This window comes from Microbacterium jejuense (assembly GCF_019511665.1).
In the GTDB taxonomy this organism is placed as follows: domain Bacteria; phylum Actinomycetota; class Actinomycetes; order Actinomycetales; family Microbacteriaceae; genus Microbacterium; species Microbacterium jejuense_A.
Map to the genome: position 1 here is coordinate 281,884 of NZ_JAEUAW010000004.1, position 26,238 is coordinate 308,121.

The 26,238-nt window shown below is 72.4% G+C and carries 26 protein-coding genes; 19 read left to right on the top strand and 7 right to left on the bottom strand.

Annotated elements, in window-relative coordinates:
* The first annotated feature begins 8 nt into the window (after positions 1–8).
* A complete protein-coding gene (locus JNB62_RS07195; protein WP_220300179.1) occupies positions 9–644 on the top strand; it encodes a 50S ribosomal protein L25/general stress protein Ctc in 636 nt (211 codons plus the stop codon).
* A gap of 69 nt (positions 645–713) precedes the next feature.
* Here JNB62_RS07195 and JNB62_RS07200 read toward each other — a convergent pair whose 3' ends face one another.
* Positions 714–1,352: a TetR/AcrR family transcriptional regulator gene (locus JNB62_RS07200; RefSeq protein WP_220300180.1), complete on the bottom strand. Its 639-nt coding sequence runs from the start codon at positions 1,350–1,352 to the stop codon at positions 714–716.
* A gap of 159 nt (positions 1,353–1,511) precedes the next feature.
* On the opposite strand from JNB62_RS07200, the gene JNB62_RS07205 reads away from it, so the two are divergent.
* The 4 genes from JNB62_RS07205 (at position 1,512) to pth (ending at position 4,034) form a co-directional block, all read left to right on the top strand.
* Positions 1,512–2,105 (top strand): DUF6230 family protein, encoded by a 594-nt coding sequence (locus JNB62_RS07205; protein WP_220300181.1) that lies wholly within the window; start codon positions 1,512–1,514, stop codon positions 2,103–2,105.
* Between the two features lie 81 nt (positions 2,106–2,186).
* Positions 2,187–2,636 carry a DUF6114 domain-containing protein gene (locus tag JNB62_RS07210; protein WP_220300182.1) on the top strand — a complete coding sequence of 150 codons (450 nt, stop codon included), beginning with the start codon at positions 2,187–2,189 and terminating at the stop codon, positions 2,634–2,636.
* Positions 2,633–3,388 (top strand): hypothetical protein, encoded by a 756-nt coding sequence (locus tag JNB62_RS07215; protein WP_220300183.1) that lies wholly within the window; start codon positions 2,633–2,635, stop codon positions 3,386–3,388. The genes JNB62_RS07210 and JNB62_RS07215 overlap by 4 nt, the downstream gene beginning before the upstream one ends.
* A gap of 58 nt (positions 3,389–3,446) precedes the next feature.
* Positions 3,447–4,034, top strand: a complete 588-nt coding sequence (gene pth, locus JNB62_RS07220; RefSeq protein WP_220300184.1) for an aminoacyl-tRNA hydrolase — start codon at positions 3,447–3,449, stop codon at positions 4,032–4,034.
* Between the two features lie 26 nt (positions 4,035–4,060).
* On the opposite strand, the gene JNB62_RS07225 is transcribed toward pth, so the two are convergent.
* Positions 4,061–4,681 (bottom strand): hypothetical protein, encoded by a 621-nt coding sequence (locus JNB62_RS07225; RefSeq protein ID WP_220300185.1) that lies wholly within the window; start codon positions 4,679–4,681, stop codon positions 4,061–4,063.
* Positions 4,682–4,770: 89 nt separating this feature from the next.
* On the opposite strand from JNB62_RS07225, the gene mfd reads away from it, so the two are divergent.
* On the top strand, positions 4,771–8,403 hold the full coding sequence (mfd, locus tag JNB62_RS07230; RefSeq protein ID WP_220300186.1) for a transcription-repair coupling factor: 3,633 nt from the start codon (positions 4,771–4,773) through the stop codon (positions 8,401–8,403).
* 69 nt (positions 8,404–8,472) lie between these two features.
* On the opposite strand, the gene gdhA is transcribed toward mfd, so the two are convergent.
* A complete protein-coding gene (gdhA, locus tag JNB62_RS07235) occupies positions 8,473–9,834 on the bottom strand; it encodes an NADP-specific glutamate dehydrogenase (RefSeq protein ID WP_220300187.1) in 1,362 nt (453 codons plus the stop codon).
* 151 nt (positions 9,835–9,985) lie between these two features.
* On the opposite strand from gdhA, the gene JNB62_RS07240 reads away from it, so the two are divergent.
* A complete protein-coding gene (locus JNB62_RS07240) occupies positions 9,986–10,585 on the top strand; it encodes a gamma carbonic anhydrase family protein (RefSeq protein ID WP_220300188.1) in 600 nt (199 codons plus the stop codon).
* A gap of 2 nt (positions 10,586–10,587) precedes the next feature.
* On the opposite strand, the gene JNB62_RS07245 is transcribed toward JNB62_RS07240, so the two are convergent.
* The gene (locus JNB62_RS07245; protein WP_220300189.1) at positions 10,588–13,260 is read right to left on the bottom strand and encodes a phosphoenolpyruvate carboxylase; all 2,673 of its coding nucleotides are present in this window, start codon (positions 13,258–13,260) and stop codon (positions 10,588–10,590) included.
* Between the two features lie 154 nt (positions 13,261–13,414).
* Here JNB62_RS07245 and nhaA point away from each other — a divergent pair, with 154 nt between their 5' ends.
* From nhaA to hisS, 3 genes are read left to right on the top strand one after another with little or no spacing between them, the layout of a single operon-like run.
* A complete protein-coding gene (nhaA, locus tag JNB62_RS07250) occupies positions 13,415–14,575 on the top strand; it encodes a Na+/H+ antiporter NhaA (protein WP_220300190.1) in 1,161 nt (386 codons plus the stop codon).
* On the top strand, positions 14,530–15,261 hold the full coding sequence (locus tag JNB62_RS07255; RefSeq protein ID WP_220300191.1) for a MazG family protein: 732 nt from the start codon (positions 14,530–14,532) through the stop codon (positions 15,259–15,261). Before nhaA ends, JNB62_RS07255 begins: the two co-directional genes overlap by 46 nt.
* Before the next feature lie 31 nt (positions 15,262–15,292).
* Positions 15,293–16,561 carry a histidine--tRNA ligase gene (hisS, locus tag JNB62_RS07260; RefSeq protein ID WP_220300297.1) on the top strand — a complete coding sequence of 423 codons (1,269 nt, stop codon included), beginning with the start codon at positions 15,293–15,295 and terminating at the stop codon, positions 16,559–16,561.
* On the opposite strand, the gene JNB62_RS07265 is transcribed toward hisS, so the two are convergent.
* Entirely contained in the window at positions 16,545–17,792 is a 1,248-nt protein-coding gene (locus tag JNB62_RS07265; RefSeq protein ID WP_220300192.1) for an APC family permease, read from the bottom strand. The genes hisS and JNB62_RS07265 overlap by 17 nt on opposite strands.
* A gap of 69 nt (positions 17,793–17,861) precedes the next feature.
* Here JNB62_RS07265 and JNB62_RS07270 point away from each other — a divergent pair, with 69 nt between their 5' ends.
* On the top strand, positions 17,862–18,302 hold the full coding sequence (locus JNB62_RS07270; protein ID WP_220300193.1) for a YdeI/OmpD-associated family protein: 441 nt from the start codon (positions 17,862–17,864) through the stop codon (positions 18,300–18,302).
* Positions 18,303–18,390: 88 nt separating this feature from the next.
* Entirely contained in the window at positions 18,391–19,200 is an 810-nt protein-coding gene (locus JNB62_RS07275; RefSeq protein WP_220300194.1) for an SGNH/GDSL hydrolase family protein, read from the top strand.
* A 20-nt stretch (positions 19,201–19,220) separates the two neighbouring features.
* On the opposite strand, the gene JNB62_RS07280 is transcribed toward JNB62_RS07275, so the two are convergent.
* Positions 19,221–19,724 (bottom strand): VOC family protein, encoded by a 504-nt coding sequence (locus JNB62_RS07280; RefSeq protein WP_220300195.1) that lies wholly within the window; start codon positions 19,722–19,724, stop codon positions 19,221–19,223.
* A 103-nt stretch (positions 19,725–19,827) separates the two neighbouring features.
* Between JNB62_RS07280 and JNB62_RS07285 the strand changes: the two genes are divergently transcribed.
* Positions 19,828–20,589 (top strand): helix-turn-helix transcriptional regulator, encoded by a 762-nt coding sequence (locus JNB62_RS07285; RefSeq protein WP_220300196.1) that lies wholly within the window; start codon positions 19,828–19,830, stop codon positions 20,587–20,589.
* A 4-nt stretch (positions 20,590–20,593) separates the two neighbouring features.
* Here JNB62_RS07285 and JNB62_RS07290 read toward each other — a convergent pair whose 3' ends face one another.
* Entirely contained in the window at positions 20,594–21,067 is a 474-nt protein-coding gene (locus JNB62_RS07290; protein WP_220300197.1) for a PaaI family thioesterase, read from the bottom strand.
* A gap of 85 nt (positions 21,068–21,152) precedes the next feature.
* Here JNB62_RS07290 and JNB62_RS07295 point away from each other — a divergent pair, with 85 nt between their 5' ends.
* The 6 genes from JNB62_RS07295 to JNB62_RS07320 all read left to right on the top strand — a co-directional run bounded on the left by JNB62_RS07295 (position 21,153) and on the right by JNB62_RS07320 (position 26,230).
* Positions 21,153–21,524, top strand: coding sequence for a GntR family transcriptional regulator (locus tag JNB62_RS07295; protein ID WP_220300198.1), 372 nt, complete (start codon positions 21,153–21,155; stop codon positions 21,522–21,524).
* On the top strand, positions 21,521–22,531 hold the full coding sequence (locus JNB62_RS07300; RefSeq protein WP_220300199.1) for a CPBP family intramembrane glutamic endopeptidase: 1,011 nt from the start codon (positions 21,521–21,523) through the stop codon (positions 22,529–22,531). Before JNB62_RS07295 ends, JNB62_RS07300 begins: the two co-directional genes overlap by 4 nt.
* The gene (locus JNB62_RS07305; protein ID WP_220300200.1) at positions 22,528–23,535 is read left to right on the top strand and encodes a DUF1648 domain-containing protein; all 1,008 of its coding nucleotides are present in this window, start codon (positions 22,528–22,530) and stop codon (positions 23,533–23,535) included. Before JNB62_RS07300 ends, JNB62_RS07305 begins: the two co-directional genes overlap by 4 nt.
* A 31-nt stretch (positions 23,536–23,566) precedes the next feature.
* Positions 23,567–24,235, top strand: coding sequence for an O-methyltransferase (locus JNB62_RS07310; RefSeq protein ID WP_220300201.1), 669 nt, complete (start codon positions 23,567–23,569; stop codon positions 24,233–24,235).
* A gap of 126 nt (positions 24,236–24,361) precedes the next feature.
* Complete coding sequence (gene eno / locus JNB62_RS07315; protein ID WP_220300202.1) at positions 24,362–25,642, top strand: phosphopyruvate hydratase; 1,281 nt, start codon at positions 24,362–24,364, stop codon at positions 25,640–25,642.
* A 33-nt stretch (positions 25,643–25,675) separates the two neighbouring features.
* A complete protein-coding gene (locus tag JNB62_RS07320; RefSeq protein WP_308291748.1) occupies positions 25,676–26,230 on the top strand; it encodes an FtsB family cell division protein in 555 nt (184 codons plus the stop codon).
* The last annotated feature ends 8 nt before the right edge of the window (positions 26,231–26,238 follow it).

Consider the following 26,238-nt stretch of genomic DNA (forward strand, 5'->3'; position numbering starts at 1 on the left):
GAGAAGACATGTCGACTGAGACCGACAACAAGGTCGCGGCCGAGTTCCGCGAGAACTTCGGCAAGGGCTTCGCCCGCCGCCTTCGCGCCGCGGGCAAGATCCCCGCGGTCATCTACGGCCACGGCACCGACCCGGTGCACGTCGCCCTTCCCGGCCACCAGGTGTCGCTGCTCATCCGTCGTGCCAACGCGGTGCTCGAGCTCGACCTCGACGGCACCTCGCAGCTCACGCTGGTCAAGGACGTCCAGAAGGACCCGGTGCACCAGATCGTCGAGCACATCGACCTCCTCGTCGTGAAGAAGGGTGAGAAGGTCGAGATCGAGGTTCCGATCGTCGTCGTCGGCGAGCCGTTCGCCGGCACCATCGCGAACCTCGACAGCGCCACCGTCACGATCCAGGCCGAGGCCACCCACATCCCCGAGCACATCGAGGTCGACGTGGAGGGCCTCGAGGAGGGCGCGCACATCACCGCCGGCGACCTGAAGCTGCCGAAGGGCGCCGTCCTGGTGGCCGACCCCGAGCTGCTGATCGTCGCGATCTCGGTCCCCGCTGCGACCATCGCCGCCGAGGACGAGATCGCCGAGGCCGACGCCGAGGCTGCTGCCGAGCAGTCCGAGGCGGCCGAGGAGCCCGCCGCGGAGTAATCCCCTTCACGAAGGCCCGCCACCACCTTCAGGTGTGGCGGGCCTTCGTCGTATCCGGGGGAGCGGGGACTACGCGCCGAACAGGACGCGGGACGCCGCGGGCTCCAGTCGCTCGGCGATGCCGTGCAGCGACTCCTGGAGCAGCTGGACGAGCTCGTCGTCGGTGAGCTGCTCGCCGACCGCGGTGTCGACGAGCGCTTGTTCGGTGAACGCCAGCCATCCGCGAAGGCCGATGAGCAGGCGCTGCGACGGCTCGGCGCCGAGCTCGCGGAACAGCGCGACGACGCGCTCGGTCTGCAGCACACGCGCGTGCTCGACGACCGCGCGGATCTGCGGGTCGCCGCTGGCGGGGCCGCGCACGAGCGACGAGAACGTGCCCACGTGGGCACGCACGAACCCGACCGTGCGGCGCAGCGTGTCGGTCAGCCGGGGGAGAGGGGCGAGAGCCGGGTCGGGCTCGGTCGCCTGCAGCATGCTGTCGCCGGCGGTGCGGACGATATCGCGCTGGAAGCCCTGGCGCGAGCCGAAGTAGTGGAACAGCAGTGCACGCGACACGCCGGCCTGCGCCGCGAGGGCCTCGATGTTCAGCTCGCCGAGGGGGTGCTCGGCGAGCGCGGCGACGCCGAGCGCGATGAGCTGCGCGCGGCGCTCGTCGGGCGAGAGCCGCGCGCGTCGCACGGCCGGGGACTCGTCGACGCTCGCGGCCATGGTCCGAGACTATCGGCGCCGCCGCCGCGGACGCCGGTCCACGCGGAGACGCGATCGTTATTGACTCCGAGTGAACAACTATTGACGGACAGTCAACAAGGTCCGTATCGTCTCCGTGGCGGCGCATCGCCGCCGACTTCACTGCATCAAGGAGGATCTATGAAGTTCCCTGCGCTCAAGGGCACCCGCCTCGGCCGGGTCGTCATCGCGGCGGTACCGGTCGGCATCGCCGCGAGTCTGGTCATGACCGGTGTCGCCAACGGCGCGGTGCCGGTCTCGTTCGCCGTCTCGGGCAGCCAGTTCAAGATCGCGGCGGCGTCGCTCGACGGCACCGCGTTCTCGCAGTACGCCGGCGTCGCGGCCGAGAAGAACGGCACGCCGCATCCCGTCGCCATCTCGAACATCGGCACCGCTTCGCTGTCGGACCTCTGCCAGTCGGTCGTCACCGACACCCCGCTCGGAAAGGTGGGCCTGCTCATCTCGGCGGGCGGCGGCGGCAACCCGGCCACGGCCACCGACCTGCAGATCGGTCTCACCGACCTGCAGGGCGACGCCACCTTCGGCAAGATCCGCATCGGCGTGGACGCCTCCACCGTCAACACGCCGGCCAAGGGCGAGGCCGGCGGCTTCGCCCAGGACGCCGACACGATCAAGATCACGGGCCTCAAGCAGACGGCCTGGAGCACGCAGGCGGGTGTCTTCACGCTCAACGGCCTGCACCTGCAGCTCACCAACGGCCAGGAGTGCTTCTGAGCCGGCGCCCCCTCGGGAGCTGACCCCGCGGGGCGGGCACCGGCCCGCCCCGCACCCCGCACGACGACGAAGGAGTCTCGGATGCACCCCACGGATCCGCACACCCCCGACAGCCTCGACGGCGACGAACCGGCCCCGGGCCGCGCGCCGGCCTGGTTCCGCTCTCGACCTGTCATCGGCGGTGCCGTCGCCGTGCTCGGCGCTGTCGCGATGCTGCTGTCGACCCAGCTCGACCTCGGCAACATCCGCGTGCACGTCGGGATCGAGGGCATGCAGGCAACCATCCTGCCGATCATCATCGCGCTGGCCGGCATCCTCGCCGTGGCGATGCCCGCCCATCGCATCTTCTACGGCGTGATCGTCCTGGTCGGCTCCGTCTACTCGCTCGTCGCGGTCAACCTCGGCGGCTTCTTCGTCGGCTTCCTGCTCGGATGCGTGGGCGGTGTCATGGTCGTCTCGTGGGCACCGCGTCGCGTCGCGCCGGTGGAAGACGCGGATGCCGCACCCGGCGCCGCGGAGGGGCACGCATGAGGCGCGTCAGCCCAGTCCGCTCCGCGGCCGCCGCGGTCCTCGCACTGCTGCTCGTCACGGGAACGGGCCAGGCGGCGTCGGCGCTCCCGATCACCGGCGCTGCGGCGTCGGAGGGATGCCTCATCCCGAACCCGCTCGGACCCCTGTTCGGGCTGAGCGACTGCGCCCTTGAGGCATCCGATGCGGACCCCGGCGTGGCTCCCACGCCCACCCCGACGGCGACCCCGACGCCCGGTGCCACGACACCGCCCGGCGAAGAACCCGGGGGAGAGGCATCCACCCCTCCGCAGGACGAGGGGACGCCCGACCAGGCGGAGGGGCTGCCGCTCGCGCCGCTCGACGAGGGCGCGCCGGTGTTCACGGGCGATCCCGCAACCCTCTCGGGCGACGGGCTGTCGATCGAGGGGCTGAGCGGCATCGCGATCGTGAGCGTCCGGCTGGCGGACGGGACGATGGAGCGGGCGATCCGCCTGAGCGCCGATCGCATCGTGGTGCAGGGCTTCCGCCTCGACGTGCCCTCGGGCGAGGGCGGCCTGCGCAACACGGCGACCACCCTCACGGTCGAGGGACACGTGGTCGTGTACACGCCGTCCATCCGCGGCATCCTCGCGGACGGCACGGAGCGCCTCATCGACACGCTGACCACGCCCACCGCCGAAGACCTCGCGGGCCTGACCCGCCTGACGCTGCCGCTGCGCGGCATGCTCGCCGACGGCATCGCATACGACGACTCGCATCAGGCCACGTTCTGAGCGGGTACGCTCGTGGGGGCTCGCGGCCACTCCGGCGCGCGCCGGAGAGGACGTCGGGATGGCCGAGAACACCTGGCTCGTCGTCGGGCTCGGCAACCCGGGACCCCGCTACGAGCTGACGCGTCACAACGTCGGGCAGCTCGTCGTCGACGAACTCGCCGGCCGGCGCGGCGAGCAGTTCAAGGCGCACAAGGCGAACGCCCGCGTGGTCGAGACGTGGCTGCGGCCCGGCGGCCCGAAGCTCATCCTCGCGAAGGCCAACACCTTCATGAACGTCTCGGGCGGTCCCGTGGCGGGGCTCGCCAAGTTCTACGGCATCGACCCCTCGCACGTCGTCGTCGTGCACGACGAGCTCGACATCCCGTTCGACACCATCAAGCTGAAGGTCGGCGGCGGTCACGGCGGGCACAACGGCGTCCGCGACATCGCCAAGGCCCTCGACACCCCGGAGTTCCCGCGCGTGCGCGTGGGCATCGGTCGCCCGTCAGGACGCCAGGACCCGGCAGACTGGGTGCTGGACCCGTTCGGCGCGACCGAGCGCAAGAACCTGCCGATCCTCGTCGGCGACGCGGCCGACGCCGTCGAGCAGCTCGTCGACGAGGGACTCCTCGCCGCGCAGCAGAAGCACCACGCTCCGCGGGCCTGACGCGCGGCCCGTCCGCCCGCGGCGCGTCAGCCGCCGATGCCGGTGCCTGCGGCGAGTCCGGCGGTGACGAACCCCTGCACGAGGCCGCCGAACACGATCGGACCCAGGGCCGCGACCACGATCGCGGCGATGCCGGGGCCGCGTCCGCGCCTCGTCACGGTGGCGACGATGCCCTGCACGAGCGCCGCGACGCCGACGACGGTTCCGATCCAGAACGACACCTCGCCCAGCAGCACCCAGTCGCGCACCGGCGTGAGGATCGACCAGTCCCACGTGCCGTCGACGGGAAGATCCGCGAGGCCCTTGCCCGCCCCGAGACCGATGTTGAAGCTTGCGATCGCGCCGAGCAGGCCGGCGCCGACGGTGGCCACGAGGGACAGCGCGAGAGCGACGACGCCGAGCGTGCCGCTGCGGCCCACCTGCGTCGCACGACCGCTGGGCGGTGTGGATGCCGGAGCCGCCGGCATCCCGTATCCCTGAGGCGGCGCGTACCCCTGCGGCGGCGCATAGCCCTGGGGCGGCGCGTAGGCGCCTGTCGCCGGGGGCACGGGAGGCGTGCTCTGCGGCACGCCGAACGGCGGTGCGGCGGGGGGAGCCCACCCGCCCGGAGCAGCGGGCGGGTTCTGCGGGGCGTCAGGCGTCGTCACGCCCCTCATCCTAGGAGCGGGCCCGCCGCGTGACACCGTGCACCGCCCCGGCGGGCCGCGATGTCGGCGCGGCGCCGTAGACTCGTGCGGTGACAGTTCCCGGGATCGTGCGCGCCCTCGAACAGGCGGAGGCCTTCCGGGACGCGGTGGCCGCGGCATCCGTCGATGCCGACTTCTCGCTCGTCGAAGGACTCGACGCCCCGCTGCTGGCGGCGCTGCTCGAGAAGCGCCGCGCCGCGGGCAAGCCGCCCATCGTCCTGCTCATCGCACCGACCGGCCGGCGCGCCGAGTCCCTCGGTCCCGCGCTCGGCGCGCTGCTCCCGGGCGCGGAGGTGCTGCACTTCCCCGCGTGGGAGACGCTGCCCCACGAGCGCCTGAGCCCCAGCACCGAGACGGTGGGGGCGCGCCTCGACATCATCGCGCGCATCGCCCGCTGGGACGCTGCGACGCCGCTCGTGGTCACCGCGTCGGTGCGCGGCGCGCTGCAGCCGCTCGCAGCCGGGCTCGCCGACGTCGCTCCCGTCGAACTCGTCCGGGGCGGCCGCGGGCAGGAGCTCGGCGACATCGTGGCGCGGCTCGTCGAGCTCGCCTACCACCGCGTCGACATGGTGTCGCGCCGCGGCGAGTTCGCCGTCCGCGGCGGCATCCTCGACGTGTTCCCGCCGACAGCGCCACACCCGTACCGCGTCGAGTTCTTCGGCGACGAGGTCGACGAGATGCGCGCCTTCTCGGTGGCCGACCAGCGCTCGCTGCCGGGCGAGGTGCGCGAGGTCACGCTCATGCCCAGCCGCGAGCTGCTGCTGACCGAAGCCGTGCGCGGCCGCGCACGGCAGCTGAAGGACGAGTTCCCCGGGCTCGTCGCCATGCTCGAGAAGATGGCCGAGGGCATCCCCGTCGAGGGGATGGAGTCGCTGCTGCCCGCGGTGGTGGATCAGCTCGTGACCCTCGTGGACTACGTGCCCGAGGGGGCGTCGATCGCGCTCGTCGACCCCGAGCGGGCCGTCACGCGCGCGATCACGCTGGGAGAGACGAACCGCGAGTTCCTCGACGCCGCGTGGAGCGCGGCCACCGCCGGCGCCTCCACTCCCGTCGACCTCGGAGCCGGCGACTTCCTGTCGCTGCCCGAGCTGCGCGAGGCGGCCCACGCACGCGGCGGCGTGTGGTGGACCCTCAGCGCCTTCGACTCCGGTGCGGCGGACGCCGCGGCCGAGGGGCTCATCGACAGCGACATCGACGTGGCGCTGGAGCAGGCGGCCGCCATCCGCGTGCCGGGCACGGCGGTGCCGTCGTTCCAGGGCAACGTCGAGGGCGCCACCGACCACGTCGGCGCCCTGCTGTCGGACGGCTGGCGGGTCGTGATCGCCGCATCCGGCACCGGGCTGGTCGAGCGCGCGCGGGACGTGCTCGCCGAGCGCGGGATCGCCGCGCGCAAGGTCGACGAGGTGCTGCACGCGCCGGAGCCCGGAGTGGCCCATGTCGTGGTGAGCACCCTCGAGCGCGGATTCGAGGCGCCCGACGCGAAGCTCGCCGTCATCACGGAGTCCGAGTTCTACGGCCGCACGATCGGCGGCGACACGCGGGTGGTCAAGAAGCTCGCGTCGCGCCGCAAGGCCGTCGTCGACCCGCTGCAGCTGAAGGCCGGCGACTTCGTCGTGCACGCCACGCACGGCATCGGCAAGTTCGTCGAGCTGACGCAGCGCGAGGTCTCCAGCGGCGGCCGCAACGCCGTCAAGAGCGTGCGCGAGTACCTCGTGCTCGAGTACGCGCCCTCCAAGCGCGGGTACCCGGGCGACAAGCTGTTCGTCCCGACCGACCAGCTCGACCTGCTGTCGAGATACGTGGGCGGCGAGGCGCCGACGCTGTCGAAGATGGGCGGCAGCGACTGGGCGCAGGCCAAGAGCAAGGCGCGCAAGGCGGTGCGCGACATCGCCGTCGAGCTCGTGAAGCTCTACTCGGCGCGCATGGCCTCGAAGGGGCACGCGTTCGGGCCCGACACGCCCTGGCAGCGCGAGCTCGAAGAGGCGTTCCCGTTCGCCGAGACGCCCGATCAGCTACAGACCATCGACGAGATCAAGGCCGACATGGAGAAGCCGATCCCGATGGACCGGCTGCTGTCGGGCGATGTCGGGTTCGGCAAGACCGAGGTCGCGGTGCGCGCCGCGTTCAAGGCCATCCAGGACGGCAAGCAGGTGGCGATGCTCGTGCCGACGACGCTGCTCGTCAAGCAGCACCTCGAGACGTTCGCCGAGCGATTCGCCGGGTTCCCCGTCAAGGTACGGCCGCTCTCGCGCTTCCAGACCGACAAAGAGGCGCGCGAGACGCTCGCCGGCCTTGCCGACGGCACGGTCGACATGGTGATCGGCACGCACCGCATCCTCACCGAGAAGGTCGCCTTCAAGGATCTGGGCCTCATGATCATCGACGAGGAGCAGCGCTTCGGCGTCGAGCACAAGGACCAGCTCAAGAAGCTCAAGACCAACGTCGACATCCTCGCGATGAGCGCGACCCCGATCCCGCGCACGCTCGAGATGGCGGTCACCGGCATCCGCGAGATGTCGACGCTGCAGACCCCGCCCGAGGACCGGCATCCGATCCTGTCGTACGTGGGTCCCCGCAACGACAAGCAGATCGCCGCTGCGATCCGCCGCGAGCTGCTGCGCGAGGGACAGGTGTTCTACGTCCACAACCGCGTGCAGTCCATCCAGCGCGTCGCCTCGGAGCTGGCGGAGCTCGTGCCCGAGGCGCGCATCGCCGTCGCCCACGGACAGATGGGCGAGCACCAGCTCGAGCAGGTCGTCGACGACTTCTGGGAGCGCAAGGCCGACGTGCTCGTCTCGACGACCATCATCGAGACCGGCCTCGACATCTCCAACGCGAACACGATCATCATCGACCGTGCCGACAAGTACGGCCTCAGCCAGTTGCACCAGCTGCGCGGGCGCGTCGGGCGCGCGCGCGAGCGGGCGTACGCGTACTTCCTGTACGACGACCTGAAGCCGCTCAGCGAGACCGCGGCCGACCGCCTGGAGACGATCGCCGTCAACAACGACCTCGGCTCGGGCATGCAGGTGGCCCTCAAGGACCTCGAGATCCGCGGTGCCGGCAACCTCCTCGGGGCGGAGCAGGCCGGTCACATCGCGGGGGTCGGCTTCGACCTGTACCTGCGCATGATCGGCGAGGCCGTCGCCACCTTCCGCGGCGAAGAGACCGAGGGCCCGACCGAGCTGCGCCTCGAGCTGCCGGTGCAGGCCCGCATCCCCGAGTCGTACATCGACAGCGAACGGCTGCGGCTGGAGGCGTACCAGAAGCTCTCTGCGGCGGCATCCGCCACCGCCCCCACCACCGACGGCGCCGACGCCATCGACCTCGTGGTCGAAGAGCTCACCGACCGCTACGGCGAGCCGCCGGCCGAGGTCGAAGGACTGCTCGCGATCGCGCGCCTGCGACGCCGAGCGGCGCAGGCCGGCCTCGCCGACGTCGTCGCGATGGGGCCGAACCTGCGCATCGCGCCCGCGAACCTCCCCGACTCGATGCGCGTGCGCCTGCAGCGCCTGCACCCGAAGGCGAAGCTCGTCGCGAACGGCGAGGCGATGGTCGTGCCGCTGCCCAGCGCCGGGGGCGAGCCGCTCGGCGATGCCGAGCTGATCGCGTGGGTGGCACAGCTGCTCGACCAGCTGTGGCCCGAGAACAAGCCCGAGACGGCGCCGGCGGCCGAGGCCTGACGGACCGCGAGAAGACGGAGAACCGGATGCCGCGGCATCCGGTTCTCCGTCTGACAGCAGCTCAGGGCGTCAGATGACGCCCTGAGCGAGCATCGCGTGCGCGACGCGCTCGAAGCCTGCGCAGTTGGCGCCCGCGACGTAGTCGCCCGGGCGCCCGTACTTCTCGGCCGCCGTGAACGCGGCGTGGTGCACGTTGCCCATGATGGCGCGCAGCTTCGCCTCGCTGTCGTCGAAGTTCCAGCGCTGGCGGGCGGCGTTCTGGCTCATCTCGAGCGCCGAGGTCGCGACGCCGCCGGCGTTGGCCGCCTTGCCGGGCGCGAACAGGACCCCGGCGGCCTGCAGCACCTCGACGGCCTCGGGGGTCGAGGGCATGTTGGCGCCCTCGGCGACCGCGCGGACGCCGTTGGCGACGAGGGCGCGTGCGTCGTCGCCGTCGAGCTCGTTCTGCGTGGCCGAGGGGATCGCGACGTCGACCGGCACGCGCCACGGACGCTCGCCCTCGACGTAGACGGCGCCGGGGCGACGGGCCGCGTAGTCCGAGATGCGGCCGCGCTCCACCTCTTTGATCTGGCGCAGCAGGTCGACGTCGATCCCGGCCTCGTCCAGGACGTAGCCGGACGAGTCCGACGCGGTGACGGCGGTGGCGCCGAGCTGGTGGGCCTTCTCGATCGCGTAGATCGCGACGTTGCCCGAGCCCGACACGCCGACGCGCTTGCCGTGCAGCGTCTCACCGTGCACCGCGAGCATCTCTTCGACGAAGAACACCGCACCGTAGCCGGTGGCCTCGGTGCGCACCTCCGCGCCGCCCCACTGCACGCCCTTGCCGGTGAACATGCCCGACTCGTGGCGGTTGGTGATCTTGCGGTACTGGCCGAACAGGTAGCCGATCTCGCGTGCGCCGACGCCGATGTCGCCCGCGGGCACGTCGGTGTGCTCGCCGAGGTGGCGGTAGAGCTCGCTCATGAACGACTGGCAGAAGCGCATGATCTCGGCGTCCGAGCGGCCGTGCGGGTCGAAGTCGCTGCCGCCCTTGGCGCCGCCGATGCCCTGGCCGGTGAGCGCGTTCTTGAAGATCTGCTCGAAGCCGAGGAACTTGATGATCGACAGGTTCACCGACGGGTGGAAGCGCAGGCCGCCCTTGTACGGACCGAGGACGGACGAGAACTGGATGCGGTAGCCGCGGTTGACCTGCAGCCGGCCGGCGTCGTCGACCCACGGCACGCGGAACATGATCTGACGCTCGGGCTCGACGATGCGCTCGAGGATGCCGCCGTCGACGAACTCGGGGTGCGTGTCGAGGACCGGCGCGATCGACTCGAGCACCTCGTGGACGGCCTGGAGGAATTCCGGCTCGTGAGGGTTGCGGGCTTCGACCGTGTCCAGGACGAGCCGGACGGTGTCGTTGGAGGTCAGAGTGGTCGCTGAGGACATGGGGGTGGTGCTTTCGGAAGGCCAGCAGAAAGGGCGACGTCGTCGGCGCCTTTTCACCCTACATACCGTGCGGGACGCGGTTGACCGTGTGACGATCTGCGCGACGGCTACGCTGGGCGGCATCCGATCCAGAGAGCGGGAGACGGCGACGATGCGTTTCGAGCACCTCGGGGCACAGCCCCGCATCCATCCGACCGCGGTGGTGGCGGCGACCGCCGTCATCAGCGGCGACGTCGAGATCGGGCCCGACTGCCAGATCCTCCACGGCGCCGTGATCACGGCCGAGGGCGGCCCGATCACCCTTGCCTCGAACGTGATCGTGATGGAGAACGCCCTGGTGCGGGCGACCTCGACCAACCCGGTGCACCTGGCCGACCACGTGCTCGTCGGCCCGATGGCGAGCGTGTCGGGCGCGGTGATCGAGGAGGAGGTGTTCCTCGCCACGGGAACGCGCGTGTTCAACGGCGCCCGCATCGGCGCGCGCAGCGAGGTGCGCATCAACGCGGTCGTGCACCTGCGCACGACGCTCCCCGCCGAGACGACGGTCCCGATCGGCTGGGTCGCCGTCGGCGACCCGTTGCAGGTGCTGCCGCCCGACCGCCACGAGGAGATCTGGGCGGCGCAGCGGGAGCTCGACTTCCCGGGCTACGTGTTCGGGCTCGACCGCGAGACGCCCGACCTCATGGTGCAGCTCACCGAGCGCTACGGCCGCAGCCTCGCCCGCCACGCCGACGACCGCCGCGTGGACTGAGCTCACCCCGTGTTCTGCAGCCCGGCCGCGACGCCCGAGACCGACAGCAGCAGCAGGCGCTGCAGCTCGGGATCGACCGGCGCATCCTGCGGCGCCTCGCGCAGTGCGCGCAGCGCCCGCAGCTGCAGCAGCGACAGCGCGTCGACGTAGGGGCTGCGCATCTTGACCGCACGCTGCAGCACCGGCTTGTTGCCGAGCAGCTCGGTGCCGCCGGTGACGCGGATGACCCAGTCGCGGGTGAGGTGCATCTCGTCGCGCACGAGCGCCGCGAGGTCGTCGCGGTCGCCGAGCTCTAGGTAGTGGCGGGCGATGCGGTCGTCGGTCTTGGCGAGGCTCATCGCCACGTTGTCGATCAGCGTCCGGAAGAGCGGCCACTCCTGATACGCCCGCTGCAGCAGCGCCTCGTCGCCGACGGTCTGCAGAGCCGTTCCGAGGCCGAACCAGCCGGCGAGGTTGATGCGCGCCTGCGTCCACGCGAACACCCACGGGATGGCCCGCAGGTCTTCCAGGGACTCCACCGACAGCCCGCGGCGGGCCGGGCGCGAGCCGAGCGCGAGCAGGCCGATCTCTTCCATGGGCGTGACGCGGGCGAACCACGGCGCGAAGCCGGGCGCCTTGACGAGCGAGAAGAAGCGCTCGCGGGATGCGGCGTCCATCGTCGCGGCCACGTCGGCGTACCGCTCGGCGGCGGTGCGGTTGCGCTCCTCGTTCGAGGGCGCCGACGCGAGCAGGATCGCGGCGGCGACCTGGTCGATGTGGCGGATCGCGATGGCGGGGTCGCCGTAGCGCGCGAAGATGACCTCGCCCTGCTCGGTGAGCTTGAAACGGCCGTCCACCGAGTGCGGCGGCTGCGCGAGGATCGCCGAGTTGGCGGGGCCGCCGCCGCGCCCGAGGGCGCCGCCGCGACCGTGGAACAGCGTCAGCTCGATGTGGTTCTCGTCGGCCCACGCGGCGATCTCGGCCTGCGCCTGGTAGAGGGCGAGGTTCGCGGCCACCGGCCCGACGTCCTTCGACGAGTCGGAGTAGCCGAGCATGACCTCCAGCCGGCGCCCGGTGGCCTCCAGGCGCGCGGCGAACTCGGGGTGGTCGACGATCTCGGCGAGGATCCGCGGCGCCGCCTGCAGGTCGGCGAAGGTCTCGAAGAGCGGGATGACGTCGAGCACCGGGGGAGTGCCGTCCGGGCCCACGGCGTAGCGGGCGAGCTTGTGGACGTTCGCCAGGTCGTCCGCCGACTGCGTGAACGACACGATGTAGCGCCCTGCGGCGCGCGGGCCGTACCGCTCCTGCAGGAAGGCGATGGTGCGGATGACGTCGAGCACCTCTTCGGCGAGCTCGCTGCGCGGCGCGCCGGACTCGAGCTCGGCCAGCACCTTCGCGTGCACGGCGGAGTGCTGACGCACCTCCAGCTCGGTGAGGTGGAACCCGTAGGTCTCGACCTGCCACAGCAGCTGCTGCAGGTGTCCGTAGGCCTGACGCGGGGCGCCGGCCTGCACGAGGGAGTCCTGCACCGTGCGCAGGTCGGCGAGCAGATGCTCGGGGTCGCGGTACGCGAGGTCGGCGTTGCGGCGGCGGGTGGCGTCGATCTTTCGCGCGATGAGCAGCATGATGCGGCGGTGCGGCTCGTCGGGCGAGCGCTTGGCGATGTCTTTCGCCGCGTCTTCGTCGGCCGCGCGCAGGCGCTGCCACAGTGCGATCACGGCGTCGCTGGGCGGCGTCGTCGCCGCGTCGAGCGTGAGCGTGCGGCCGATCCGGCTGGCCGTGTGCTCCAGGCCCAGCAGGACGTGCTCGCTCGCGATCGCGGATGCCTTGCGGGTGACGGATGCCGTCACGAACGGGTTGCCGTCGCGGTCGCCGCCGACCCACGATCCGACGCGCACGAACGGGCGCACGACGGGCGCCTTGCCGCCGGCATCCAGCCCCTGCAGCGCGTCGTCGATGCGGCGGTAGACGTGCGGGACGGCGGTGTAGAGCGTGTCGTCGAAGACGGCCATGACCGCGCGCACCTCGTCGGTGGGCGACGGCTTCTCGGGACGCAGCGGCGCGGTGCGCCACAGCGTGTCGATCTCTTCGAGCATGCGCCGGCGGGCGCGGCGCTCGTCGGCGCCGCCGGCCTGCGCGAGGTCGTGCTCGCCGAGGAGCGCGGCGAGCCGACGGATGCTGGTCGAGACGGCGCGGCGGCGCGCCTCGGTGGGGTGCGCGGTGAAGACCGGGTGGAACCTCATGCTCTGCAGACGCTGCAGCGCGGTCTCTTCGCCGACCTCTGCGGCGAGGCTCGCGTACGCCGACGCCACGGTGTCGGCCTGACCGCCGGACTCGGGGCGTCCGTTGCGCTCGCGCAGCACCCGAACGCGCTGGTGCTCTTCGGCGAGGTTCACGAGGTGGAAGTAGGCGGTGAAGGCGCGCGCGACCTCATCTGCCCGGGCGATGGTGAACGAGTCCGCGATGGCCGCGGCGCGCGCGAACGCCTCGGGCGTCTCGTCGGTGTAGGCCTGGATCGTCGCGGTGCGCAGGCGCTCGACGTCCTCGTAGAGTCCCGCCGAGCCGCTCTCGCGCAGCACCTGGCCGAGGAGCGTGCCGAGCAGCCGCACGTCGCCGCGCATCGTCTCGGGAATGCCCTGTTCCGCCTCGAATCGCCCGACGAGGTCGATCGCTTCGGTGTTGGTGAGTTCGCGCATTCCTCCAGGCTAACCGCGTCCGGATTCGCGGATGTCACGCGAGGCGCTGTGTGACGGCGGCCGTCGGACGGTCGTCGCTAGACTGGCCGACGGTGAGCCGGGAAGCCTGGTCGGCACGTCCTTGCCGACCCTGCGAACGCCTTCCGGAGGCCCGATGTCGCTTCTTCGCTCCGCCCGCTTCCCCGCCATCGTGCTGCTGGCCGCCGCCGCCCTCGGGCTGGTCGTGGCCAATTCGCCGGCCGCTGGACCGGTGGATGCCGTCATGCACGCCGAGCTCGGCATCCCCGGGCTGTTGGAGCTCAGCATCTCGCACTGGATCAAGGACGGGCTGCTCGCGGTCTTCTTCTTCGTGGTCGCCGTCGAGCTGCAGTACGAGCTGACCGCCGGACAGCTCAACTCCGCCCGTAAGGCGCTGCAGCCGGCCATCGCCGCCGCGGGCGGCGTCGTGCTGCCGATCGTCCTCTACGCCGCCATCGCGTGGGGCTCGGACGCCGCAGCGGGCTGGCCCATTCCGACGGCCACCGACATCGCCTTCGCACTCGGGGTGCTCGCGGTCTTCGGCAAGGGCCTGCCGTCGGGGCTGCGCGTGTTCCTGCTGGCACTGGCGATCCTCGACGACATCGTCGGCATCGTCTTCATCGCGGTGCTGTTCACCTCGGACGTGAACGTCGGCGCGCTCGCCGGTGCCGCCGTCGCCGTCGTGACGTTCGCGATCCTGAGCCGGCAGCTCGACACCCGCGCCCGCGTGCCGGTCGCCGTCGTGCTCGTGCTGCTGGCGATCGCGACGTGGGTGCTCGTGCTGCTGTCGGGCGTGCACGCGACGATCGCGGGCGTCGTGCTCGGGCTCGCGATGGCGCAGCGCCCGGCGCTGCGCGTGCGGCACGAGCTGGAGCCGTGGGTGAACGTCATCGTGCTGCCGCTGTTCGCGTTCTCGGCGGCGCTGGTGGCGATCCCCGCCGTCCCGGCGTCGCAGCTGTCGCCCGCCTTCTGGGGAGTGCTCGTGGCGCTGCCCGTCGGCAAGATCGTCGGCATCACGGTCTTCGGCTGGGTGTCGCTGCGCGTCGCGCACCGCGGGGGACCGCCGCCGCTCGCCTTCGCCGACCTCCTTGCGGCCGGAGCGCTCGGCGGCATCGGGTTCACGGTGTCGCTGCTGCTGTCGGAGCTGGCGTTCGACGACGCGCCTGCGCTGCGCGATCAGGCGACGCTCGGCGTGCTCGCCGGGTCGGTCGTGTCGCTCATCCTGGCCGCGGTGCTCGTATCGTGGCGGGCATGGCACCATCGACGCCTGACGGCGAGCGCCCCGAAGACCGCGTAGTCCCGACCGATCCCGACGCGCTGCGCGAGGCGGCGCTCGTCATGCACGCGGTGCGCGACCGGTGCGTGTGGACGCAGCAGATCGACCACCGCGCCCTCGTCCCGTACCTCGTGGAAGAGAGCGCCGAGCTCATCGACGCCGTCGAGGAGGGTTCGCGCGACGAGCTGCGCGAAGAGCTCGGCGACCTGCTGTGGCAGGTGCTGTTCCACGCCGAGATCGCCTCGCGCGACCCGGACGCCCCCTTCGACATCGACGACGTCGCACGCGGGCTGACCGACAAGATGGTGCGGCGGCATCCGCACGTCTTCGGCGACGCCGTCGCGACGACGCCCGAAGAGGTGCTCGTGCACTGGAACGCCGCCAAGGCCGCAGAGAAGAGCGCGCGCACCAGCGTGCTCGACGGCGTGAGCGAGCGGATGCCGAGCCTGGCGCTCGCCCAGAAGCTCCTGTCGAAGGCGTCCAGCGTGGGGCTCACTGAACCGCGGCCGTTGAGCGAGCGAGGAACGAGCGAGACGAAACGCCCCGATGCGACGAGCGAGTCCGAGCTCGGCGACGCGCTGCTCGCGCTGGTGGCCACCGCCCGTGCGAACGGCTGGGATGCCGAGCGTGCGCTGCGAGAGAGGTTGCGGCGCCTGGAGGGCGAGATCCGTGCGGCCGAGGGGACACCGGACGCTCTGGAAAGATAGTGCTGTGGCATCCGTGAACCCGCCGCGCGGCATGCGCGACTTCCTCCCCGCTGACAAGGCCCGCCGCGAGGGCGTCCTCGCCGTCATCCGCGAGCGCTACCGCGCGCACGGCTTCGACGAGATCGAGACCCCTGTCATGGAGGAGTACTCGCGGCTGCACGCCGGCATCGGCGGCGACAACGAGAAGCTCGCGTACAACGTGCTCAAACGGGGCCTCGACGCCGACGCGATCCGGGCCGCCGCCGACGACCAGGCGCAGCTCACCGACCTGGGACTGCGCTACGACCTCACGGTGCCGCTGGCACGCTTCTACGCCACGAATCGCGGCCAGCTGCCGTCGGTGTTCCGCTCGATCCAGATCGCGCCGGTGTGGCGGGCCGAGCGGCCGCAGAAGGGGCGCTACCGCCAGTTCGTGCAGTGCGACATCGACATCATCGGCGACGCCTCGGCGCGCGCCGAGGCCGAGCTCGCCGTCGCCACGCTCGACACGCTCGACGCCCTCGGGCTCGAGGGCGGACGCATCCGCATCAACGACCGCCGTGTGCTGGAGTGGATGCTCGACAGCTTCGGGTTCGGCGCCGACGAGCGTCCCGGTGTGCTCATCACGATCGACAAGCTCGACAAGATCGGCCCGGACGGCATCATCGCCGAGCTGCGCGAGCGCGGCGCGACGAGCGCTGCCGTCGACGCGTTCGACGCCTTCCTGCGCCGCGCGGTGACGATGGAGTACAACCCGTACGGCGAGCGCCAGATCCGCAAGGCCCTGCCCGCGGGCGCGCCCGACGACGTCGTCGCGCACCTCATCGGCATCGGCGCCGCGGTCGCCGCGGCGCGCGGCACCGACGGCCCGCTCGGCGACATCCCCCTCGTGTTCGATCCCTTCCTGGTGCGGGGCATGGGCTACTACACCGGCACCATCTTCGAGCTCGCGCACCCGTCGGTCGACTATTCGCTGGGCGGCGGCGGCCGGTACGACGGCATGATCGGGCGCTTCCTCGGCCAGGACGTCCCGGCCGTGGGATTCTCGATCGGCTTCGAGCGCATCGTCGACCTCGTCGCGGACCGGGCGGATGCCGCGGCCGACGCGGTCGTGCTGGTCCACGATCGCGACGTGCCCGAGTCCGAGCTGCTTGCGCTCAAGGCGTCGCTGGTGCGTCAGGGGTCGCGCGTGCGCCTGGAGCACCGCACCAAGAACCTCAAGGCGCTGCTGGAGCGGGCGTCAGCCGACGGCTACACGGCCTTCGCGACCGTGGCGCCGGGGGCGTCGGCGGACACGCTCGAGGTCAAGCCGCTCGCCTGACCCTGATCGCGCGGTAGGCGACGCCGACCGCGACCACGACGACGCCTGCCACGACCGACGGCCAGGGCAGGGTGACGGCCAGGACGAGGCATCCGATCGCCCCGACGATCTGCAGCGCCTGCGGGTACCGGCGCGCCGGGCCGCGCTGCCGCAGCGCCGCGACGTTCGCGACGAAGTAGTACAGCAGCACGCCGAACGACGAGAAGCCGATCGCGCCGCGCAGGTCGACGAGCGCGACGAGCACGACCACGAGGGCGCCCACGGTGAGCTCGGCGCGATGCGGCACGTGCCAGCGGGGGTGCACCCGGTCGAGGACGCCGGGCAGGTCGCGCTCGCGAGACATCGCGAACGCGGTGCGGCTCACGCCGGCGATGAGGGCCAGCAGCGCGCCGAGCGACCCCGCGGCGGCGCCGACGCGTACGACGACGCCGATCCATGCCCACCCCGAGCGGGCGGCCGCCTCGGCGACCGGTTCGGTGGATGCCGCCACCCCGGCCGGACCGAGCGCCCCGAGCACCGCGACCGCGACGACGCCGTAGACGGCGAGCGCGATCACGAAGGCGACGACGATCGCCCGGGGGATGATCCGGCGGGGATCCCGCACCTCCTCGCCCATCGTGGCGATGCGGGCGTACCCGGCGAACGCGAAGAAGAGCAGGCCCGCGGATTGCAGGATGCCGTAGGGGCCGGCGCTCCACAGCGTGTCGGAGGTGAGCCACCCCGGCGACGCGCCGCCCGAGAACGCGGCGGTCACGGCCGCGGCCAGCGCCCCGAGCGTGATCACGACGATCACGCGGGCGGCCCCCGCCGTACGGGTCACTCCGAACCAGTTCACGGCCGTCAGCGCGACGACGGCGGCGATCGCGACCGGCCGCTCCCACCCCGCGGGCGCCGCGTACGCGGCGAAGGTGAGGGCCATCGCGGCGCAGCTGGCCGTCTTGCCCACGACGAACCCCCAGCCCGCGACGAAGCCCCACCAGGGCCCCAGTTCCGCGCGACCGTAGGCGTACGTCCCGCCGGAGGTCGGGTGGGCCGCGGCCAGCTGCGCCGACGAGGTCGCATTGCCGAACGCGACGACGGCGGCGATCGCCAGTCCGACGAGCAGGCCCGCGCCCGCGGCATCCGCCGCCGGCGCCCATACGGCGAACACCCCGGCGCCGACCATCGACCCGAGGCCGATGAACACGGCGTCGCCGAGGCCGAGACGGCGCTGGAGCGAGGGGGTTGTCACGGGCGGAACTCTAGCGGTCACGGGATAACGCCTCTCGCCTTGCGGCCCGGGCTTCGCCAGGATGGGTTCATGACGCTGCAGCTGCACACCGTGCTCGTGCCGTTCGGACCGGCGACCGCCATCGAGCTGACAGACGCCCAGGTCGACGCGCTCGGGGGTGGCAAGCGGGCGGCCGTGGTCGTCGGCATCGGAGGCAGGAGCGCGCGCGTGCGACTGGCGGTCATGGACGGCAAGAACGTCATCGGCCTGTCGAAGGCCGTGCGGGCGCAGCTCGGCGTCGAGATCGGCGACGAGGTCGACGCGACGATCGCGCTCGACACCGCAGAGCGCGAGGTCGAGGTGCCCGATGATCTCGCGACGGCGCTCGCCGCCGCCGGCGTGCGGGCCGCGTTCGACGCGCTGTCGCACTCCCGCCGCAAGGAGCTGGCGCGCGGCGTCGCCGAGGCCAAGCGCCCCGATACCCGCGAGCGCCGCGTCGCCGCGGTGGTCGAGGAGGTCACCTCCGCCTGACGCGGCGGAAGGGGATGCCGTCGCCCCGGCCATCGGACCGTCACCGGCGTGACGGCATCCGTTCATCCGCGTGAGGTGGCATGGCGTCATGACCGGTTCGCGTGACGCCGTTCCCTGGCCGGTCGTGCTCGGCGTCGCCGGGATCGCGGTGGGCGCGGGGCTCGTGGCGCTCGGCGGGCGCGCGGTGCTGACGCGCCAGGCCGCCCTCGCGCGGCGGCGCATCGGCAAGCCGCTCGGGGAGGACGCGCTCGACGCCGACCGCGTGTGGGGGCGGCGCTTCGACGGGCCGCCGCACGAGCTCGTGGTGCTGGGTGACTCGATCGCCGCGGGACTCGGCGCCGAGCGTCGCAAGGAGACGCTCGGCGCGCGCCTGGCGAAGGGGCTGGCCCGCGCCGAGAGGCGGCCGGTGCGTCTGCGGACGGCCGCGGTCGTGGGTGCTGAGACCTCGATGCTCGCGTCGCAGATCGACGCGCTGCCCGCCGACTACCGGCCCGACGCCGCGGTGATCGTCGTCGGCGGCAACGACGTCACGCACCGGGTCCCCGTCTCGGCGTCGGTCGCACAGCTCGAGGAGGCGATCGTTCGGCTGCAGGCGCGCGGCGCAGCGGTGGTCGTGGGGACGTGTCCCGACCTCGGTGCGCTGCGGCCGGTGCCGCAGCCGTTGCGCGCACTGGGATCGCGGCTGTCGCGGCAGCTCGCGGACGCCCAGGCCGAGGCGGCGGCGCGCCACGACGCGCGGGCGGTGTCGCTGCGCCGCGCCGTCGGGCCGTTCTTCGTGACGCAGCCCGACGAGATGTTCAGCCTGGACCGCTTCCACCCCAGCGCACTGGGCTACCGGCGTACAGCGGAGGCGCTGCTGCCCGCCCTGATCGCAGCGCTCGGCGACGGCGACGGCTGATGCGCCGCCGTCGCCGGGCGTCACCCGCTGTATGACGCGGCCCACTCCGCCACGCGCGCGGCGCTCTCTTCCTCTGACAGGTCCTCGACGCGGGTCATGATCGACCAGCGCACGCCGAACGGGTCTCTCACGCTCGAGAAGCGGTCGCCCGACACGAACGTCGACGGCTCCTCGCGCACGGTCGCGCCGGCGGCGACCGCCCGAGCGGTCACGGCGTCGATGTCCGGCACGTAGATGCCCAGGGAGTAGCAGTCCGCGTCGCCCTCCGGAGCGGGCACGAGCCCGTATTCGGGCGACGGCTCGCCGAGCTGCAGCAGGCCGAGCCCGAAGTCCAGGCCGGCGTGCACGACGAGCCCGCCGAACTCGGTGACGTCGGTCACGCGCGCGCCGAACACGTCGCGGTAGAACTCGATCGCCTCCTTCGCGCCGCGGATCGCGAGGAAGGGGGTGAGGCTCGTCGCCGAGTTCGGGCGTCCGGCGGTGGTGTGCGCGCCGGTCACGCCGATGGTGTTCTCTGTGGTCATGCCCCGACGGTCGCGCAGAAGCGGATGCCGCGGCTTGAAGATTCGCGACAACGTGCGCCGGCCCTCCGGCGTCGGTGTCGGCCGTCGCCGCTACCGTGGCGGGGTGACCGACCCGAACCGCGGCGTGCTGTTCCCCGAGCGACTGCCGCGCTTCACGCGGCTGCCACCGGGGGAGGCGGCATCCGAGCTCGTCGAGTGGTACTGGATCCCGCAGTGGGACCTGCCCGACGGTGTGGAGTCGCGCCAGGCGCTGCTGCCGTACCCGGCAGCCAATCTCGCGGTCGAACCCGACGGCGTGACGCTGTGGGGCGTCACGACCCGGGCGGGGGAGCGCGTGCTGCGCGGGCGCGGATGGGCGGTGGGCGTCCTGCTGCGACCAGCCGCTCTGGCGCAGCTGTCCGCCGCGCCGGCCGGTCTGGCCGACGCGCATGTCGTGCTCGATGAGCCGGCTCTCCACGCTGCGGTGGTGGCGGCGATGCCCGACGCGCGAGCGGCCGCCGAGGTCGTCGAGTCGTGGCTCGTGGGGCGCGTGCGCGCCCTCACCCCCGAGGCGCGACTGGCGAACGCGATGACAGAGCTGCTGATGACCGATCCGGCGATCCTGCGCCTGGACGACGCGGCCGAGCGCCTGCGGGTGTCGGCGCGCACGCTGCAGCGCCTCGCGCATCGCACGGTCGGCCTGCCGCCTGCAGCGATGATCCGCCGCCGACGCCTGCAGGAGGCGGCGCAGCGCGTTCGGGACGAGCCCCGCACATCGCTCGCCGACATCGCCGCAGAGCTCGGTTACGCCGATCAGGCGCATCTCGCGAACGACTTCCGCACGGTGCTGGGGTTCACCGCGTCGGACTATCGCGGCGCCGGCTGACGCTTCAGCCGGCGGCGGCCTGCGTCACGCGCCGCTTCTCGCGCACGTACACCTCACGGCGCACGCGCGCCACGACGTCGCCCGCCGCATCGGTGATGTCGGTCTCGAACCACTCGAGCACCTTCGCACCGCCGCGGGCGCGCTCGCGCAGCTCCTCCGCCTTCTCGCGCGGAACCTCGAAGCGCGCGGTGAGCACGCCGCGGCCGGGCTTCAGGAACTCGATCTCGCCGCGCGTGTCCCACACCACATAGTCGCGTCCGAGCTGGTGCATCACGAGCATGAAGTAGTACGGGTCCGTCATGGCCGACATCGACCCGCCGAACGCCGTCTTGACGTAATTGCGGGTGAAGACGTTGACGTGCAGCTCGACGACGGCGCTCGTCCAGTCGTCCGAGAAGCGGCGGACGCGGATTCCGCTGAAGAGGTTGGGGATCCACAGGCTCATGCCGACAGCGAGGCGGCGAGGGGTCACGCGCATGCGCCCAGCATGGCCGAGCCGCCCACGACGGACCCATTCGGTTGGCACGTATCGACAATTGTTCTAGTTGTCATAGAATAAACGTGTGTTGGTGAGGATCGACCCCGAGAGCGATGCGCCGCTGTTCGCGCAGATCGCCGCGTCCGTGCGCGCGGATGCCGCGGCCGGCCGCCTGCGGGCGGGCGACCGTCTTCCCGCCGCCCGCGACATCGCCTCGGCGCTGGGGGTGAACGTGCACACCGTGCTGCACGCCTACCAGGACCTCCGCGACGAGGGACTGGTCGAGCTCCGCCGCGGTCGCGGCGCCGTCGTGACCGGCCAGGCCGAGGCGCTGCAATCCCTCCACCACGACATCCAGGACCTCGTCGCGCGGGCGCGCGCGGCGGGTCTTCCGTCCGACGCACTCGCCGCCCTCGTGAGAGAGGCGGCCCGTGCCGAACCGAAGGAGCAGCGATGACCCGCCACGACGACTCCCGTCACCCGGTCCGCCACCCCGACTCCGAGAGGCCGGCCCGCGTGCCGTGGGGCGCGGTCGCCGCATACGCGGCGCTGGCCTGCGGGCTCGCGTGGGGCGTGGCCGCCCCGCTGTGGCTCGGCGAGGGGCTGGCGTCGCCGCTGGCCGGCCTGCTGCTGCCGCTCATGATGCTGACGCCCGCGATCGCGACGGTCGTCGTGGTCTTCGCCTTCCGGGTCCCGCGGGGCGGGCGCGCGCGATTCCTCGGACTGTGGCCGCTGCGGCCCGCGGGGCGTCTCGTGCTGTTCCTCGCGCTCGCGCTCGTGCTGCCGGTCGTCGTCGTGGTCGCGACGGCGCTGGTGGCGGGCGCGCTCGGACTGGTCCGTCTCGACCTGGTCGGCTTCTCGGCCTTCGCCGCGCAGGTGTCCGCGAACGCGCCGGCGGGCACCCCGCTCCCGCCGGTGGCGGTGCTCGTAGCGCTGCAGTTCGCGGCTCTGCCGTTCGGGGCTCTCGTGAACAGCCTCCTCGCCTTCGGTGAGGAGCTCGGCTGGCGCGGCTGGCTGCAGACGGCGCTGCTGCCGCTGGGCACATGGCCGGCGCTGCTCATCACCGGCGCCGTGTGGGGACTGTGGCACGCGCCGGTGATCCTGCGGGGCTACAACTTCGCGCGTCCAGACATCGCCGGCGTGCTGCTGATGGTCGGCGGCTGCGTCGCGTGGGGTGTGCTCTTCGGATGGCTGCGCCTGCGCAGCGCGTCGCTGTGGCCCGCGGTGCTCGCGCACGGCTCGCTCAACGCGCTCGCCGGGATCGTCCTCGTGCTCGCCGCGGCCGGCGAGACCCCCGACCTCGGCCTGGTCGGGCCCCTCGGCGTCGTGTCGTGGGGTGTGCTGGCCGTCGTGATCGGCGTGATCGTGCTCCTGCGGCAGTTCCGCCCCGGCACCCTGGCGGCGCCGAGGGCGACCCTCGCACCCGAGCCTGCCGCCACGATCGCCGAAGGAGAGACCCGATGACCCGCCCCGACCCCGCCGTGCGCCGCTTCGTGCTCGTCGCGATCTGGCTGCCCCTCGCGATCGTCGTCGTGGGCGTCGCCGTCCAGATGATCGCCCTGCCGCACCTGCCGCCGACCATCGCCGTGCACTGGAACGCGTCGGGCCAGGCGGATGGCTTCGCGCCCGCCTGGACGCAGCCGCTCGTGACGGTGCTGCTGGGCCTCGGCCTGCCCCTGTTGATGGCTCTCACCTCGCTCGGCGGACTGCGCCGCGGCGATCGTGGACCGACCTACCGCCTGATGGGGGCGAGCGCCGCCGCCGTCTCTGCGCTCGTCACCGTCGCCCTGACCGCGACCCTCGCGATGCAGATCGGCCTCGATGCGGCCTCGCAGGCGCCGACGGTGTGGATCCCGCTCGTCGTCTCGCTCGTCGCGGCCGCGATCGTCGGCGTCGGCGCCTGGTTCCTCCAGCCGGGCACTGCGGCTCCGGATGCCGCGACCCGGCCCGCGACGCCGCTCGCGCTCGGCCCGAACGAGCGGGCACTGTGGATGCGGACGACCTCGATGACGACCGGCGCCGCCGTGGCCGTGGTCGCGGCGGTGCTGCTCGTCGCGGCCGGTGCCGTCGCTGCGTGGGTCGGCGGGGCCGAGCCCGTGACCGCGTGGCTGCTCACCGGCGTCGCGCTCGTCCTGCTGTTCTTCGCCGCCACCACGCTGGCGTTCCACGTCCGCGTGGACGACGGCGGGCTCGCGGTCGACTCGGTGCTCGGCATCCCTCGCTTCCGCGTGGCGCTCGCCGACGTCCAGTCCGCCGCCCGCGTGCGCGTGACGCCGATGGGGGAGTTCGGCGGATGGGGGCTGCGCATCGCGCCCCACGGCCGCCGCTTCGGGATCGTGCTGCGCACCGGCGAAGCGCTCGAGGTCACCCGCCGCAGCGGGCGCCGCTTCGTGGTGACGGTGGACGACGCCGAGACGGGCGCTGCGCTGCTGGAGGCCCTCGCGCAGCGGGCGGCGGCGAGGCCTTGACGGCCGGCGCGGCGCCGGATTTGCTGGGGGCATGGCTGACCCCACCCCCGACACCTGGCGCCGCGTCGACGCCTACCTGACCGAGCTGCTGGTCGGTCACGATCCGGCGCTCGACCAGGCCGTCGAAGACCAGAACCAGGCCGGGCTGCCGGCGATCGAGGTCGCACCCGTCAACGGCAAGCTGCTGCACCTCGTCGCGCGCATGTCGGGTGCACGACGCGTGCTCGAGATCGGCACGCTGGGCGCGTACTCCACGATCTGGCTCGCACGCGCGCTGCCCGAGGACGGCCGCGTCGTGACGATCGAGGCCGAGCCCCGCAACGCCGACATCGCGCGTGCCAACCTCGACCGCGCGGGCGTCGGCGACCGCGTCGACATCCTGCTCGGGCGCGGCGCCGACGTGCTGCCGACGCTGGAGGGCGGCGAGAGCTTCGACCTCGTCTTCATCGACGCCGACAAGGAGTCCAACACGATCTACCTCGACTGGGCGGCCCGGCTCGGGCACCCCGGCACCATCGTCATGGTCGACAACGCGGTGCGCGGTGGCGAGGTCGCCAACCCCGCCACCGAGAACCCCCAGATCATCGGCGTGCAGCGGGGACTCGAGATGCTCGGCCGCGACCCGCGCTTCGACGCCACGGCGCTGCAGACCCTCGACGCGAAGGGCTACGACGGGATCGCCCTGGCCCTGGTCGTCTGACGCCTCACGTGACGGGGATGCCGCGGCCGCCGGCATCCCCGTCACGCGACGAGCCGGTTCACTAGACTCATCACGGACCGACGACGCTCCGAGAACCACCCACCTCCACGAATTAGGAGAACCCCTGTGGCACAGATCGAGGCTGTAGGCGCGCGCGAGATCCTCGACTCGCGCGGAAACCCGACCGTCGAGGTGGAGGTGCTGCTCGACGACGGGATCGTCCAGCGTGCGGCCGTCCCCTCCGGCGCGTCGACCGGCGCTTTCGAGGCGTACGAGCTGCGCGACGGCGACAAGGGCCGCTACGGCGGCAAGGGCGTCCTGAAGGCCATCGACGCCGTCATCGACGAGCTCGGACCGGCCATCGAGGGCGTCGAGGCGAGCGAGCAGCGCGTCATCGACGAGATCCTCAACGAGACCGACGGCACCTCCAACAAGGAGCGCACCGGCGCCAACGCGATCCTCGGCATCTCGCTCGCGGTCGCCAAGGCCGCTGCCGACTCGGCCGACCTGCCGCTGTTCCGCTACCTCGGCGGCCCGAACGCGCACGTCCTGCCCGTGCCGCTGTTCAATGTCATCAACGGCGGCGAGCACGCCGACAACGGCATCGACTTCCAGGAGTTCTTCCTGGCTCCGATCGGCGCCGAGACCTACCGCGAGTCGCTGCGCTGGGGCACCGAGGTCTACCACGTCCTCAAGGGCGAGCTGAAGGCCGCGGGCTACGCCACCGGCCTCGGCGACGAGGGCGGCTTCGCCCCCGACCTGCCCAGCAACCGCGAGGGCCTCGACTTCCTCATCAAGGCGATCGAGAAGGCGGGCTTCACGCCCGGCAAGGACGTCGCCGTCGGTCTCGACGTCGCCGCCACCGAGTTCTTCAAGGACGGCGTGTACACCGTCGAGGGCCAGGCGTGGTCGGCCGAGAAGCTCACCGGCTACTTCGCCGACCTGGTCGAGAACTACCCGATCGTCACGATCGAGGACGCCCTCGCCGAGGACGACTGGGACGCGTGGAAGGCCCTCACCGACGAGCTCGGCACCAAGGTGCAGCTCGTCGGCGACGACCTGTTCGTCACGAACCCCGAGCGCCTGCAGCGCGGCATCGACCTGGGCGTCGCGAACGCGCTGCTCGTCAAGGTCAACCAGATCGGAACGCTGACCGAGACGCTCGACGCGGTGGCCCTGGCCACCCAGAACGGGTACCGCTCGATGCTGTCGCACCGTTCGGGCGAGACCGAGGACACCACGATCGCCGACCTCGCGGTCGCCGTGAACTGCGGTCAGATCAAGACCGGCGCGCCCGCTCGCAGTGAGCGCGTCGCGAAATACAATCAGCTTCTGCGCATCGAGGAAGAGCTCGGCGACGCCGCGGTCTTCGCGGGTCGCGGAGCGTTCCCCCGGTTCAAGGGCTGACGCGCACAGAGTCTGCTGACGAGAGGGGGAGCCGTGGCCAGGACGACGGCTCCCCCTTCCCGTCCCATCCGCCGGCGCCCGGTGCCGGGCCGGCGCCCCGTCGACGTCCGGGGCTGGCTCGGCGGCATCCGCCTGTCGGGCTTCATGGCGATCATGCTGGGACTCGTGGTCCTCGCCGCGTTCGTCCTGGTGCCGACGATCGGCACGTACGTCGACCAGCGCCAGCAGATCGCCGCGCTCGAGGCCGCGGTGAAGCTCAGCCGCGAAGAGGTCGCCGACCTGAAGGCGCAGCGCGAGCGGTGGCAGGATCCCGCCTACATCACGACGCAGGCGCGCGAGCGGCTGTACTACGTCAAGCCGGGCGAGGTGGTCTACCTCGTCGACAACGACCTGCCGCCCGAGCTGGCGCCGCAGGAACAGGCGCCCGTGAGCGACCAGGTCGAGGCCGCCGAGACCGACTGGATGTCGCAGCTCGTGCGCTCGGTCACCGAGGCAGGGCTCGCCCAGACGGTCGCGCCGATCACGTTCGGCGTGCCCGACGACACCTCCACCGACCCCGCACCCACGGGTGGCACGCCCACCCCGTGAGTCGTCGC

Coding starts and splice junctions, on each gene's coding strand:
- JNB62_RS07195 (WP_220300179.1), top strand. CDS start 9: ATGTCGACTGAGACCGACAACAAGGTCGCGGCCGAGTTCCGCGAGAAC.
- JNB62_RS07200 (WP_220300180.1), bottom strand. CDS start 1,352: ATGGCCGCGAGCGTCGACGAGTCCCCGGCCGTGCGACGCGCGCGGCTC.
- JNB62_RS07205 (WP_220300181.1), top strand. CDS start 1,512: ATGAAGTTCCCTGCGCTCAAGGGCACCCGCCTCGGCCGGGTCGTCATC.
- JNB62_RS07210 (WP_220300182.1), top strand. CDS start 2,187: ATGCACCCCACGGATCCGCACACCCCCGACAGCCTCGACGGCGACGAA.
- JNB62_RS07215 (WP_220300183.1), top strand. CDS start 2,633: ATGAGGCGCGTCAGCCCAGTCCGCTCCGCGGCCGCCGCGGTCCTCGCA.
- pth (WP_220300184.1), top strand. CDS start 3,447: ATGGCCGAGAACACCTGGCTCGTCGTCGGGCTCGGCAACCCGGGACCC.
- gdhA (WP_220300187.1), bottom strand. CDS start 9,834: ATGTCCTCAGCGACCACTCTGACCTCCAACGACACCGTCCGGCTCGTC.
- JNB62_RS07240 (WP_220300188.1), top strand. CDS start 9,986: ATGCGTTTCGAGCACCTCGGGGCACAGCCCCGCATCCATCCGACCGCG.
- JNB62_RS07245 (WP_220300189.1), bottom strand. CDS start 13,260: ATGCGCGAACTCACCAACACCGAAGCGATCGACCTCGTCGGGCGATTC.
- nhaA (WP_220300190.1), top strand. CDS start 13,415: ATGTCGCTTCTTCGCTCCGCCCGCTTCCCCGCCATCGTGCTGCTGGCC.
- JNB62_RS07255 (WP_220300191.1), top strand. CDS start 14,530: ATGGCACCATCGACGCCTGACGGCGAGCGCCCCGAAGACCGCGTAGTC.
- hisS (WP_220300297.1), top strand. CDS start 15,293: ATGCGCGACTTCCTCCCCGCTGACAAGGCCCGCCGCGAGGGCGTCCTC.
- JNB62_RS07270 (WP_220300193.1), top strand. CDS start 17,862: ATGACGCTGCAGCTGCACACCGTGCTCGTGCCGTTCGGACCGGCGACC.
- JNB62_RS07275 (WP_220300194.1), top strand. CDS start 18,391: ATGACCGGTTCGCGTGACGCCGTTCCCTGGCCGGTCGTGCTCGGCGTC.
- JNB62_RS07280 (WP_220300195.1), bottom strand. CDS start 19,724: ATGACCACAGAGAACACCATCGGCGTGACCGGCGCGCACACCACCGCC.
- JNB62_RS07290 (WP_220300197.1), bottom strand. CDS start 21,067: ATGCGCGTGACCCCTCGCCGCCTCGCTGTCGGCATGAGCCTGTGGATC.
- JNB62_RS07300 (WP_220300199.1), top strand. CDS start 21,521: ATGACCCGCCACGACGACTCCCGTCACCCGGTCCGCCACCCCGACTCC.
- JNB62_RS07305 (WP_220300200.1), top strand. CDS start 22,528: ATGACCCGCCCCGACCCCGCCGTGCGCCGCTTCGTGCTCGTCGCGATC.
- JNB62_RS07310 (WP_220300201.1), top strand. CDS start 23,567: ATGGCTGACCCCACCCCCGACACCTGGCGCCGCGTCGACGCCTACCTG.